General features: G+C 72.5%; 12 protein-coding genes. 6 read left to right on the top strand and 6 right to left on the bottom strand.

The window, feature by feature from the left end; genetic code table 11:
• Window positions 1-68 precede the first annotated feature (68 nt).
• Together E6R18_RS17690 and E6R18_RS17685 are read right to left on the bottom strand one after the other, a co-directional pair.
• Window positions 69-617 carry a DUF1062 domain-containing protein gene (locus tag E6R18_RS17690; protein WP_136317866.1) on the bottom strand — a complete coding sequence of 183 codons (549 nt, stop codon included), beginning with the start codon at window positions 615-617 and terminating at the stop codon, window positions 69-71.
• 384 nt (window positions 618-1,001) lie between these two features.
• Entirely contained in the window at window positions 1,002-1,901 is a 900-nt protein-coding gene (locus tag E6R18_RS17685) for a D-alanyl-D-alanine carboxypeptidase (RefSeq protein WP_206308311.1), read from the bottom strand.
• A gap of 291 nt (window positions 1,902-2,192) precedes the next feature.
• Between E6R18_RS17685 and E6R18_RS17680 the strand changes: the two genes are divergently transcribed.
• Window positions 2,193-2,513, top strand: coding sequence for a hypothetical protein (locus E6R18_RS17680; RefSeq protein ID WP_136317864.1), 321 nt, complete (start codon window positions 2,193-2,195; stop codon window positions 2,511-2,513).
• 98 nt (window positions 2,514-2,611) lie between these two features.
• Here E6R18_RS17680 and E6R18_RS17675 read toward each other — a convergent pair whose 3' ends face one another.
• Window positions 2,612-3,088 (bottom strand): helix-turn-helix domain-containing protein, encoded by a 477-nt coding sequence (locus E6R18_RS17675; RefSeq protein WP_136317863.1) that lies wholly within the window; start codon window positions 3,086-3,088, stop codon window positions 2,612-2,614.
• Between the two features lie 129 nt (window positions 3,089-3,217).
• Here E6R18_RS17675 and E6R18_RS17670 point away from each other — a divergent pair, with 129 nt between their 5' ends.
• From E6R18_RS17670 to E6R18_RS17660, 3 genes are all read left to right on the top strand, one after another.
• Window positions 3,218-3,859, top strand: coding sequence for an MBL fold metallo-hydrolase (locus E6R18_RS17670; RefSeq protein ID WP_168712387.1), 642 nt, complete (start codon window positions 3,218-3,220; stop codon window positions 3,857-3,859).
• 99 nt (window positions 3,860-3,958) lie between these two features.
• Complete coding sequence (locus E6R18_RS17665) at window positions 3,959-4,645, top strand: GntR family transcriptional regulator (RefSeq protein ID WP_136317861.1); 687 nt, start codon at window positions 3,959-3,961, stop codon at window positions 4,643-4,645.
• A complete protein-coding gene (locus E6R18_RS17660) occupies window positions 4,642-5,952 on the top strand; it encodes an MFS transporter (RefSeq protein ID WP_136317860.1) in 1,311 nt (436 codons plus the stop codon). The genes E6R18_RS17665 and E6R18_RS17660 overlap by 4 nt, the downstream gene beginning before the upstream one ends.
• 84 nt (window positions 5,953-6,036) lie before the next feature.
• Here the strand turns inward: E6R18_RS17660 and E6R18_RS17655 are convergent, their stop codons facing one another.
• A complete protein-coding gene (locus E6R18_RS17655; RefSeq protein ID WP_136317859.1) occupies window positions 6,037-6,861 on the bottom strand; it encodes a maleylpyruvate isomerase family mycothiol-dependent enzyme in 825 nt (274 codons plus the stop codon).
• Between the two features lie 184 nt (window positions 6,862-7,045).
• Between E6R18_RS17655 and E6R18_RS17650 the strand changes: the two genes are divergently transcribed.
• Window positions 7,046-7,840, top strand: a complete 795-nt coding sequence (locus tag E6R18_RS17650; protein ID WP_136317858.1) for a carbon-nitrogen family hydrolase — start codon at window positions 7,046-7,048, stop codon at window positions 7,838-7,840.
• A gap of 68 nt (window positions 7,841-7,908) precedes the next feature.
• Here E6R18_RS17650 and E6R18_RS17645 read toward each other — a convergent pair whose 3' ends face one another.
• Window positions 7,909-8,400, bottom strand: a complete 492-nt coding sequence (locus E6R18_RS17645) for an LURP-one-related family protein (RefSeq protein WP_136317857.1) — start codon at window positions 8,398-8,400, stop codon at window positions 7,909-7,911.
• Window positions 8,401-8,464: 64 nt separating this feature from the next.
• On the opposite strand from E6R18_RS17645, the gene E6R18_RS17640 reads away from it, so the two are divergent.
• Complete coding sequence (locus E6R18_RS17640) at window positions 8,465-10,288, top strand: NHL domain-containing thioredoxin family protein (protein ID WP_136317856.1); 1,824 nt, start codon at window positions 8,465-8,467, stop codon at window positions 10,286-10,288.
• A gap of 60 nt (window positions 10,289-10,348) precedes the next feature.
• Here E6R18_RS17640 and E6R18_RS17635 read toward each other — a convergent pair.
• Window positions 10,349-12,768, bottom strand: a 2,420-nt coding sequence (locus tag E6R18_RS17635) for a tetratricopeptide repeat protein (RefSeq protein WP_240799771.1), incomplete at its 5' end; no start/stop codon positions are given.

Genomic DNA, 12,768 nt, shown 5'->3' with positions numbered 1-12,768 from the left:
GACGTGTGAGCCGGCCGGGAGGCCGGGGCGCGCTTTTCGTACCCCGGCCCCCGGCCCCCGGCCCCTCCTCAGCGCTTCAGCAGGAAGCCGAAGTCGCCCGTGAGTCTGCCGGTCAGGCGGGCGGGGGAGACGAGTTTGCCCTCCGACAGCAGGCGTTTTGTCTCGGCCCGCGACAGTCCGCAGCCGTCCGCGATCAGGTGCAGCGGCCGTACCGGAATCCGGGCCCCGAAGGTGACCGATACGTCGACCACCTCGCGGCCCAGATGGTCCTGGCCGCCGGTGTCCAGGCGCCAGGCGCCGGTCCAGTCGAGGGCGACGCGGTTGCGCCGCTGCACGACTCCGTCCTGGAGCAACTCCGCCGCCAGGACGGAGTCGTTGTCGTGCATGCGGTCCAGCAGCTCAGGTCGTACGGAGCGCACGTGCACCCGCTCCAGGATCGTGAGCCGGGTGGTGTCGCCGCACCCCGTGCAGAGCGCGAGGAGCCAGGCGTCGAGCAGCTTGTGGTTCGCGTTGACCCGGAATTTGCCGTTCGCACGGAAGCTTCCGGACGCGCACGTGTGGCAGCGGCGAAGGACGACGGGCAGGCGTGTGGGCATGACGGCCCAATGGAAGAGCACTGAAGTACACCGGTTTCGTGTGAGAAATCCGCAGCAGGAAGCAGCGCGGCGCACAGCGGGCGCGACGCGCGACAGATCAGCAGTGGGGAGGTCTCACGCGATGTACAACGGAACGCCCTTTCCCGGACGGCAGAGGCGGCGGGCGTGCACGGACGGCATGGCCCGGCAGCAAGGTAGCCGGGGGCGTGGTGCGGTTCCACCGGTTTTCTCTGCCCCTCAAGGAGCCCAGCCGATGAGGTCGTTGTGATCGCAAAGACTGCGAAGAGGGCTGGGGTCAGGGGGAGCGGAACGATGGGTCGGAAGGGCAGGTTCCCAGAGCAGAGGGGGCCCCGCACGCCGTGGCGTGCGGGGCCCCCTCTTCGTACAACCGGACCGGCCGACGGGTTACTTCTTGAAGCCGTAGTCCATCAGCTTCTTGGCGTCCGCCGTGCGGGTCGCCTCCGAGGTGGACGTCAGGACCGTACCGATCACCGTCTTGCCCTTGCGGGTCGCGGCGAAGACCAGGCAGTACTTGGCCGCCGGGCCGGAGCCCGTCTTCACACCGATCGCGCCGCTGTACGTGCCGAGCAGCTTGTTGGTGTTGGTCCACGACATGTAGCGGTAGCCGCCGGTCTTCGTCGTGACCTTCTGCTTCGTCGACTTCGCCTTCACGACCGTGCGGAACGTGGAGTACTTCATCGCGCTGCTCGCGAGCTTCGTCAGGTCGCGCGGGGTCGAGTAGTTGGACCCGTTCCCTATGCCGTCGAACGAGTCGAAGTGCGTGTTCTTCAGGCCGAGCGTCTTGGCGGTGCTGTTCATCTTGCCGATGAACGACTTCACCCGCGCCGCGCGCGTCGAGCCGGAGCCGAACTTGTCGGCCAGCGCGTACGCGGCGTCGCAGCCCGAGGGCAGCATCAGGCCGTACAGGAGCTGCCGGACGGTGACCTTGTCACCGACGATCAGGCGGGCCGAGGAAGCGCCCTTGGAGACGATGTAGTCGCTGTACGCCTTCTGGATCGTGACCTTGGAGTCCAGGTTCAGACCCTTCTGGGCCAGCACCACCCGGGCGGTCATGATCTTCGTGGTGGAACCGGTGGAGCGGCGGGTGTCCGCGGCCTTGGTGAACAGCGTCTTTCCGGTGCCGTTGTTCATCACGAAGCCGCCCTTGGCGACGATCGAGGGCGCCTTCGGCGCGGCGGCCTGCGCCGTGGAGGCGAACGCGCCACCCGCGAGGAGGGCGCCCGTCGTGAGGGCCACCGTGGCGGTTGCGGAAGCGCGCCTTATGCCCTTAATGCCGAGTTTCAACTTAAACGCTCCAAATGCCCCTGGAATGCGGCCACATGAGGGTGCCGCTGCGCTGATAAGACGCATGACCCCGCCCGTTGGTTGTGGTCCACGAGGGGGTGATTTTTTACGACATCCGGGCGCCGGGGGCGGGGTCGCGGCGTGCGCGCGGCGATCGGGCGCGGTGGCCAGGGGCTACCATCGGCGTCACATCCGAGGCCCTGTGCGGGAGGTCCGGCACGGGGATCGGCGAGCCGGCCCGACGTACCGCAGCGACAGGTGCGCCGAGCGCCCCAGAGGCCGGAGGTAACCGTGGACGATGTCGTGCGTGCGCAGGAGTCCGTCAGGGCGTACGGCGAGCTTCTCGCCCTCGCCGAGCGCCTGGAGGTGCTGCGGCAGTTGGGCGAGGACGGGGTCGAGGCGCATACGACGGCAGCCCTGCACGCGGTCAGGTTCGCCGCGACGATCCTGTGGCGGACCGTGCCGGACGTGCCGCCGCCCGCCTACCGGCAGGACGACGAGCGCCTGCTCGAACTGGCCGCGCACTGGCGCGAGGCCGCGCTCGGCCTGGGCGAGTTCGCACCCCAGCGCCCCGTGCTGCGGCTGGTGGGGGACGACACCTCGCCGGCGTAGGTGTATTGACCCGCAGGGTTGTTGACTCGGTCGGGCGGGACTCGCTCCAGGCGTACTGACCGGGACCGGTTCGCCGGCCTGTCACCGCGCCCGCGGCGTCACCTCTTCCGCGGCTGGGGCTCGATCGGCGACGGTGCTCCGCGGGGCGGGCGGTCTCCGGTGAGGTGGGCCGTCAGGCGGGACAGCAGGGCGACGGACTCGCTCAGTCGCAGCTGTTCCTCGGGGGTGAAGGTCTCGCGGACGGCGGCGCCCAGGGCGCCGGTACGGCGCGTGCGTTCACGCCGGAGGCGGGAGAGGCCGGCGCCGGTGAGGTGCAGCAGGAGCTTGCGGCCGTCGTCGGGGTGCCGCTCGCCGCGGACCAGGCCGGCCGCGGAGAGATCTTTGACCGACTTGGCGGCCGACTGGTGTGTGACGCGGCGCAGGCGAGCGAGGTCGGCCGTGGTCAACGGGCCGTCGCGGTCGAGGTAACCGAGGATGGCGGCCTCGCCGGGAGGCATGGCGTCCACGGCTCGTACCGCCCGGACCAGCTCACCGAGCGACTGCCGCAGCTCCTCGGCCAGCGCGTCTTCGTCCATGGGGGCATCTTATCCGGAGTCGCAAAATCTAGTTGTACAGTTTGGATTATACAGTTTGGATTGTACAGTTTGGTTGTACAGTTCGGCTAAACAAATGAGTGTCAGCGGAGACGGAAGGACGTGCCGGTCGTGGAGCTCACCAAGTTCGGTCATGCGTGTGTGCGGCTTGAGAAGGACGGGCGCCGCCTGGTCATCGACCCGGGTGGTCTGAGTGACCCGGCGGCGCTGGAAGGCGCCGACGCGGTGCTCGTCACGCACGAGCACTTCGACCATTTCTCGGAGGAGACGCTGCGCCGGGCGGCCGCGGCGCGCCCGGGGCTGCGCATCTGGACCAACCCCGCGGTCGCCAAGCGACTGGACGGCCTTGGCACGCAGGTCACCGCTACGGGGGACGGGGATGCCTTCACCGTCGCCGGCTTCGACGTTCGCGTGCACGGCGCCTGGCATGCGGTCATCCACCCCGATGTTCCGCGCATACCCAACATCGGTTTCCTGGTGGACGACGCCCTCTTCCACCCCGGCGACGCCCTGACCGTCCCCGACGGTCCCGTCGACACGTTGCTGCTGCCCGTGCACGCCCCGTGGTCCACCGTCGGCGATCTGATCGACTATGTGCGCGAGGTCGCCCCGCGGGATGCCTACGCCGTGCACGACGGCGCCCTCAACGACATCGGCGCCACGATGGTCGAAGGCTTCCTCGGCGAGCGGGGTCCCGGCGTCCCGGCCCGCTATCACCGGCTGACCCCGGGCGCGAGCGTCCGGATCGGCTGAGGGCCGGACTCCGCCCCGACGAAGGCTCGGGCGGCCCCGTACCGGCCCACATCGTGGACGGGTGGACGCTTGCGTGCATGTTGTATCTATGCTGTGTGCATGCCTGCCCCCGCTCCCTCCGCGTCCCCCGCCCCCGCACACCCGCCCGTGAAGCGGCCCCCGGCCGCCGAGCGCGTCTACGCCCACGTCAAGGACGCGGTCCTCGACCGCCGTTACGAAGGCGGCACGCTGCTGACCGAAGGCGGCCTCGCGGAGGCCGTGGGGGTCTCGCGCACGCCGGTGCGCGAGGCGCTGCTGCGGCTTGAGGTCGAAGGGCTGATCAAGCTCTACCCCAAGAAGGGCGCCCTGGTCCTCGCCGTCTCCGCCCAGGAGATCGCGGACGTGGTGGAGACCCGGCTGCTGGTCGAGGAGTTCGCCGCGCGCAAGGCCGTGCCCGCCTCCCCGCAGCTCATCAGCCGTCTCGAAGGGCTCCTGGAGGAGCAGCGGCAGTGCTCCGAGGCGGGCGATCTGGCCGCCGTCTCCGTGAAGGACCGCTGCTTCCACGCCGAGATCGTCCGCCACGCGGGCAACGAGATCCTGTCCCGGCTCTACGACCAGCTGCGCGACCGCCAGTTGCGGATGGGGGTCGCCGTCATGGAGGCGCACCCCGGCAGGATCGCCGCCAACATCGCGGAGCACAGCGAGCTGCTGGAGGCGATCAGAGCCGGTGACGCGGAAGGCGCCGCGCAGGTCGTGCGCCGCCACGTCAGCCGGGTCAAGGTGCTGGTCCGGGGTGAGGACCGGTGAGTTCCGCCGCCGCACCCACCCTGCCCCTGCCCGGTGACCCGCCCGGCGGCCGGCGTGCCGCCCGGGTCTGGGGCATCGGCGTCGCCGTCTACTTCGTCGCCATCATCTTCCGCACCAGCCTCGGCGTCGCCGGACTCGACGCCGCCGACCGGTTCGACGTCAACGCCTCGGCGCTCTCCACCTTCTCCATCCTCCAGCTCCTGGTCTACGCGGGCATGCAGATACCCGTCGGCCTGATGGTCGACCGGCTCGGCACCAAGAAGGTCCTCGCCCTCGGGGCCGTCCTGTTCACCCTCGGCCAGCTCGGCTTCGCGCTCTCCCCCTCGTACGGCACCGCGCTCGCCTCCCGCGCGCTGCTGGGCTGCGGCGACGCGATGACGTTCATCAGCGTGCTGCGGCTGGGCACGCGCTGGTTCCCCGCCCGGCGCGGCCCGCTCATCGGGCAGGTCGCCGCCCTCTTCGGCATGGCGGGCAACCTCGTCTCGACGCTGGTCATCGCCCGCGCCCTGCACGGCTTCGGCTGGACCACCACGTTCGTCGGCAGCTCGCTGGCCGGGGTCGTGGTGCTGGTGCTGCTCCTGCTCTTCCTGAAGGACCACCCCGAGGGCCACGAGCCGCCGCCCGCCCAGCACGCCGGCGGGGCGTACGTACGCAAGCAGATCGCGGCCGCCTGGCGGGAGCCCGGCACCCGGCTCGGGATGTGGGTGCACTTCACGACGCAGTTCCCGGCCATGGTGTTCCTGCTGCTGTGGGGCATGCCGTTCCTGGTCGAGGACCAAGGGCTGAGCCGGGGCACCGCCGGAGAGTTGCTGACCCTGGTGGTGCTCTCCAACATGGCGGTCGGGCTCGTCTACGGGCAGGTCATCGCCCGCCACCACGCGGCCCGCGTCCCCCTCGCACTGGGCACGGTCGGCATGACGGCCGCGCTGTGGGCGTCGGCCATCTTCCACCCCGGGGACCACGCGCCGATGTGGCTGCTGATCGTCCTGTGCGTGGTGCTCGGCGCCTGCGGGCCCGCCTCGATGATCGGCTTCGACTTCTCCCGCCCGGCCAACCCGCCCGAGCGCCAGGGCACCGCGTCCGGCATCGTCAACATGGGCGGCTTCATCGCCTCGATGACCACGCTGCTGGCCGTCGGTGTGCTGCTGGACGCGACCGGCGACAACTACCGCGTCGCGTTCGCCTCCGTCTTCGTCCTGGAGGCGCTGGGGGTCGCCCAGATCCTGCGGCTGCGCGCGAAGGCCGCGCACCGGGAGCGGGAACACCACGTGATCAGCCGCGTGGAGGCCGTGCACGTCCCTGCCTGACCCGCCCGGATCACCCCCGAAACGGCGGCGCGCCCGTCCCCCTCCGCGGGGGCGGGCGCCGCTGTTGCCGCGTACGGCTCCGTTCTACGGGGTGACCGCGAAGTGCTGGAGGATGGCGGCCGCCAGGTCCTGGTCGCCCTCGGTCTTGACCCGGTCCGCGACCGCACCCGGCCGCACCCGCCCGCAGGCCAGCCGGACGTACGTCTCCCAGTCCATCGACAGCGTCGCGGCCGGGCCGAGCGACGGAGAGCCGTCCACCGAACCGCGGCCCTCGGCGTCCACCCGTACCGTGCGCAGGAACTCCACCGGGCCGTGCACATCCACCACCACCGCCGAGTTGGGCGGGGCGCCCGCACTCTTGGCCACCACCTTCGGCAGCCCCAGCAGCAGGCTGTCCCGGGCGACCACGGCGCCGGGGGAGTCCAGGTTGCCGGGCTTGCCCAGCGCCGTACGCAGGTCCTGCTCGTGGACCCAGACGTCGAATGCGCGCAACCGCAGCGCCGTCTCCAGGGTCTGTTCGGCACCCAGCGGGGCCCGCGTCATGGTCTCCGGGTCACGCGTCTCGTTGCGCAGCTGACGGGACCTGCGGATGATCGTGTACTCCAGCTCGGAGGTCATCTCCGGTCCGGTGTGGTGGCGCCTGACGTCGACCTGCATCTCCATGTAGCGGGCGAAGTCGCTCTGCACATGGAAGAGATCGCGCGGCAGCGTGTGGATCGGGCGCGGGTCGCCGAGCTGTTCGCACTCCATGCCGATGATGTGCGAGACGATGTCGCGCACCGACCAGTTGGGGCAGGGTGTACGGCCGTTCCACTCGCCCTCGGTGAGCGGGCTCACCAGCTCGGCTATCGACTCGATGGAGTGGGTCCAGGCATCGGCGTAGGTCTGGAGGCTGGGATGGACGGTCACGGGACCCCTCGTGCGGTTCTGCGGTGCATGGGCTGGAGAACTGGGCGCGGACGGTCGGGCTGCGGGCTGTGAGCGGCGATGGGCTTCGATGGCTAAGTTACGCTGCGAGCAGGCACCCCGGCAGTGCTTTCGTGTGACGATCGTAGGCCCGTGTTGACGGCTTGAATGCCAGGACGGTGGTAGTGTGCGCGCCTCCCTCATCCAGATCGCAGTAGACCCGGACGAACCCGTCGATTCCCGCAGGGAACGCGCCGCTTCCCTGGTCGTGGCGCAGCGGGGCGCGGATCTGGTGGTGCTCCCCGAGCTGTGGCCGGTCGGCGCCTTCGCGTACAAGTCGTTCGAGGACGAGGCCGAACCCCTGACGGGCCCGACGCACGCGGTCATGGCCGAGGCCGCCGCCGATGCCGGAGTCTGGCTGCACGCCGGCTCCTTCGTGGAACGGGCCGGTGACGGCACCCTCTACAACACCACGCTCGTCTTCACGCCCGAGGGCGAACGGGCCGCCGCCTACCGGAAGATCCACCGCTTCGGCTTCGACCGGGGCGAGGCGGTCATGATGGGTGCCGGTGAGGAACTGGTGACCGTCACCCTCCCGCAGACCACCCTCGGCCTCGCCACCTGCTACGACCTCCGCTTCCCTGAGCTGTTCCGGGGCCTGGTCGACGCGGGGGCCGAGACGCTGGTCGTCGCGGCCGGCTGGCCGGAGCGCCGGCGCGCCCACTGGAGCCTGCTCGCCCGCGCCCGGGCCGTCGAGAACCAGGCGTACGTCCTGGCCGTCGGCTCCGCCGGCACCCACGCCGGTATGCAACAGGCCGGGCACAGCGTCGTCGTGGACCCCTGGGGCGAGGTGCTCGCCGAGGCGGGCGCGGACGAGGAGGTGCTGACCGTGGAGTTCGACCCGGCCAAGGCCGCCGCGACCCGGGAGCAGTTCCCGGCCCTCAAGGACCGGCGGCTGGGGCTGGCCGCGCCGAAGATCTGAGAAGGACCTCGACGCGAAGGGTCTCTGTTTCACGTGAAACAGAGACCCTTCGGGCGTGCCCCGCGCGCTCAGTCCTCGTGCTCCTTCTCCGCCAGCACGATCACGCACACCGCCACCGCGATCAGGAGCGACGGATCGGCGTCCTCCCGCACGATGTCGATCCCGTAGGTGTCGCGGACGGTCAGCCAGCGGCGGGAGATCTGCGCCAGCAGCTCCCCCTCGTAGTCCACCGCGAACTCGCGGTCCAGGATCTTGCCGCTGACGTCCAGCTCGGTGCCGTCCGCCAGGGTCACTCGGTAGTGGTTGCGCAGCAGCGACAGCCGCTTCCGCTTGACCTTGGCGAGCTGCTCACCGTCCCGCTCGATCAGCATCGTGTCGCGCAGGCTGATCAGCTTCTGCCGGATCTCCACGACGACCCGGCCCTGTGCGTCCTTCAGCTCGAAGGTGTCGCGCACCCGCATGGCCTTGCCGTCGACCAGGAAGACCTTGCGGCCGTCCGCGTCCTCGATCCAGTAGTCGTCGCCGATGCCGAAAATCCGCTCACGCACGAGAAGTCTCATGTCCCACAGGTTCCCCGAGGGACCTGTGGAATGCGGGGACGCCACGGTGATGTTGACTGTTCCCATGGCAACACGTGCGCGCGTCAGGGCCCCCGAACTCATCGGCAAGGGCGGCTGGCTCAATACAGGCGACCGGCAGTACACCCTCGCTGACCTGCGAGGCCGCATCGTGATCCTGGACTTCTGGACCTTCTGCTGTGTGAACTGCCTGCATGTCCTGGACGAGCTGCGCGAGCTGGAGGAGAAGCACCGCGACACCGTCGTGATCATCGGCGTGCACTCGCCGAAGTTCGTCCACGAGGCGGAGCACCAGGCCGTCGTGGACGCCGTCGAGCGGTACGGGGTCCACCACCCGGTGCTCGACGACCCGGAGCTCGCCACCTGGAAGCAGTACGCCGTACGCGCCTGGCCCACGCTCGTCGTCATCGACCCCGAGGGCTATGTCGTCGCCCAGCACGCCGGTGAGGGGCACGCCCACGCCATCGAGAAGCTGGTCGAGGAGCTGGAGGCGGAGCACGCGGGCAAGGGCACCCTGCGGCGCGGGGACGGGCCGTACGTGGCGCCGGAGCCGGTGGCCACGCATCTGCGGTTCCCCGGCAAGGCCCTGCTCCTCGCGGACGGCGGCTTCCTGGTCTCCGACACCACCCGGCACCGGCTGGTCGAGCTGGACGCGGACGGCGAGAGCGTGCGCCGGCACTTCGGAACCGGCGAGCGCGGGTTCGCGGACGGCGGGCCCGACGAGGCCGCGTTCAGCGAACCGCAGGGGCTCGCGCCGCTGCCCGACGGGCGGATCGCCGTCGCCGACACCGTCAACCACGCCATCCGCGCGCTCGACCTGACGACCGGGGCGACCACCACCCTCGCCGGCACCGGCCGCCAGTGGTGGCAGGGGGCACCCGCCAGCGGCCCGGCCCGTGAGGTGGACCTCTCCTCGCCGTGGGACGTCGCCTGGTTCGACGGCCGGCTCTGGATCGCCATGGCCGGCGTCCACCAGCTGTGGACGTACGACCCCGAGGACGGCACCGTCCGGGTCGCGGCCGGGACCACCAACGAGGGCCTGGTCGACGGGCCGGGCGCGGAGGCGTGGTTCGCCCAGCCGTCCGGGCTGGCGGCGACCGATGAGCGGCTGTGGGTCGCCGACTCGGAGACGTCCGCCCTGCGCTATGTCGACCGCGAGGGCGCCGTGCACACCGCCGTCGGCAGCGGGCTCTTCGACTTCGGCCACCGCGACGGGGCCGCCGCGCAGGCCCTGCTCCAGCACCCGCTGGGCGTCACCGCGCTGCCCGACGGGTCGGTCGCCGTCTGCGACACCTACAACCACGCCCTGCGCCGCTACGACCCCGCGAGCGGCGAGGTCAGCACCCTGGCCACGGACCTGCGCGAGCCCAGCGACGCCGTGCTGGTGGACGGCGACCTCGTGGTCGTGGAGTCCGCACGGCACCGGCTGACCCGGCTGCGGCTGCCCGAGGAGGCGGTGCGCGTCGCCGAGCAGGCCCACCGCACCCAGCGGGCGGCCACCGAGGTCGCGCCCGGCGCCCTCCGGCTCGACGTCGTCTTCCAGGCACCGGCCGGTCAGAAGCTGGACACCCGCTACGGGCCCTCGACCCGGCTGCTGGTCTCCTCGACCCCGCCCGAGCTGCTGGCCGAGGGCGAAGGGGCGGGCACCGACCTCTTCCGCGACCTGGTCCTCGCCGACGGCGTCACCGAGGGCGTCCTGCACGTCTCCGCGATGGCCGCGTCCTGCGACGACGACCCGGCCAACGAGTACCCGGCCTGCCACGTCCACCAGCAGGACTGGGGCGTCCCCGTCCGCGTCGCACCCGGCGGGGCCACCCGGCTGCCGCTGGTCCTCGCAGGCATGGACGAGGACGCGGACACGCAGGGCTGAGAGGCCGCCAGGCGCGGGCGAAGAGCGGCCGGCGGGCTTCCCGCCCCCGCCCCGCCCGCCTCAGCCGTCGTCGGCGAGGCGGCGGACCGCCGCCTCGCGGCGCCGTACGTAGTCCGTGGCCGCCGTCACCCGCAGCAGTGCCTCCAGGGCCCGCACCGCGCCCTCGTCGTATCCGGCCTGCTCCGCCTCGGTGGCCGCCCGGTCCAGGAGCCGTATGCCCTCGTCCTCCGCGCCGAGGGCGAGGCGGGCCTCGCCGCTGACCGTCAGCAGCAGCACCCGGCGCGCCGCCTCCTCGTGCTCGGGGCCGAGGTCGAAGGCGGTGCGGGCGGAGTCCAGGGCGTCCTGCGGGCGGCCGGCCGCGAGCTGCATCCGGGCCAGGTGCTGGAGGGCGAGCATCTCGGTGTGGGCGTCGGCCTCCTCGCGGGCCAGGTCCAGGGCCTGTGCGCAGCCCTCCATCGCCAGGTCGAGGCCGCCCTGCTCGGCGTGCACGATGGCCAGGTTGATCAGCGCGGTCGCCTCGCCGAGCCGGTCCCCCGCCTGCCGGGCGAGCCCGGGCGACGGCTCCAGCAGGGCGATGGCCTCGTTGGTCCGGCCCTCCTCCGACAGCACCCAGCCCAGCAGGTTGCGGACCCGGGACTCGGCGTACGGGTCCTCGCGGGCGACGGCCGCCGCGAGGGCCAGTTCCAGCATCGGCGCCCAGCCGTCCCGCGCCCGCCACACCACGTGCGGCCACTGGAGCAGGATGATCCGCCACGCCCGGTCGTCGAAACCGGCGGCGCGGGCGGCCGCGGCGGCCAGGGCCAGGTCCTCGCGCTCGGCCGCCAGCCAGCTCATGGCCGCGGCCCGGTCGGTGAAGTCCCGCGTCGCGGCCGGTTTCCGGTAGTCCTCGGGCAGTACAAAGCAGGGCTCGCCGCCCGGTTCGGCCGTGTCGGCGGCGGCGAGCGCGGTGGCGATGTAGTGGTCGAGCACGCCGAGGAGCGCGTCCGGCCCGGCCGCCGGGTCCAGCCCGCGCGCGTACAGCCGCACCAGGTCGTGCAGCACCCAGCGCCCGGGGCCCGTCTCCGTGACCAGGTGGGCGGCGGCGAGCCGTTCCAGCGCGGCCCCCGCGGTGACCGGGTCGCTGCCGGCGAGCGCGGCGGCGGTGTACGGGTCGAAGTGGCTGCCCGGGTGATGGCCGAGCCGGGTGAAGTGGTGGACGGCGTCCGGCGGGAGCTGCTGCACGGTGAGCCGCAGGGCGGCGGATACCCCGGTGTCCTCCACGTCCAGGTAGGAGAGCCGGCTGCGCTCGTCGGCGAGTTCGCCGGCCATCCCGGCCAGCGTCCACTGCGGGCGGCCCGCGAGCCGGGCCGCCGTGACCCGCAGGGCGAGCGGCAGTCCGCCGCAGAGCTCGGCGAGCCGCCGGGCCGCCACCGGTTCGGCGAGGACCCGTTCCTCGCCGAGCACCCCGGCCAGCAGCGCGGTGCCGTCCGGCGGTTCCAGTATGTCCACCGGGACCGGGACGGCGGCGTCCGATGCGATGAGCCCTCCGAGCCGGTGCCTGCTGGTGATCAGCGTGACGCAGTCCGCGCCGCCCGGCAGCAGCGGCCTGACCTGGGCGGAGTCGCGGGCGTTGTCGAGGATGACGAGGAGGCTCAGCCGGTCGGTCAGCGAGCGGAACAGGGCGGCCGCCCCGGCCACGGTCTCCGGCACCCGGCGGGGCGCGACGCCGAGCGCGAGCAGGAACTCGCGCAGCACTTCGAGCGGGGTCGGCTCGGCGGTGTCGCCGAACCCGCGCAGATCGGCGAAGAGCCGCCCGTCCGGGAAGGCCGCGGGGGACCGGCGCGCCCAGTGCAGGGCCAGCGCGGTCTTGCCCACCCCGGCCGGACCCGTGACCAGGCAGACGGGGGCCTCACCGGCCGCCGCCCGGGAGAGCGCGGTCAGCTCGGCCCCGCGCCCGTGGAACCCGCGCGGGGCGCGGGGCAGCAGGTCGGCGGGGTGCGGTGCGCCGGCGGGGCAGGCGGAGAGCGGGGTGTGCGGGGGCCGGTGCGCGGGCGGCGGCGTGCCCGCCGCCTCGGCAGGGCCGATGCGGGCCGGGGCGGCGACGGCCTGTGTCCCGGTGGCCTGTGTCCCGGTGGCCTGCGGCCCGGCGGCCTGCGTCCCGGCGATCTGCGGCCCGGTGGCCTGCGGCCCGGTGGCCTGTGTCCCGGTGATCTGCGGCCCGGTGGCCTGCGGCCCGGTGGCCTGTGTCCCGGTGATCTGCGGCCCGGTGGCCTGCGGCCCGGTGGCCTGTGTCCCGGTGATCTGCGGCCCGGTGGCCTGTGTCCCGGTGATCTGCGGCCCGGTGGCCTGCATCCCGGCGATCTGCGGCCCGGTGGCCTGTGTCCCGGTGGCCTGCGGCCTTGCGGAGGCGTCGGCCGATGGTGCGCCGGGGTCGGCGGACGGCCGCGGCCGGCCGGGGGCGGGGGCGCCGGGCGCGTCGGCCACCGTGCCGGGCAGAGATC

Source organism: Streptomyces sp. A1277 (genome assembly GCF_004795015.1).
Taxonomy (GTDB): Bacteria; Actinomycetota; Actinomycetes; order Streptomycetales; family Streptomycetaceae; genus Streptomyces.
The sequence above is the reverse complement of the archived record's forward strand: the minus strand, read 5'-3'. Positions and strand labels throughout refer to the sequence as shown.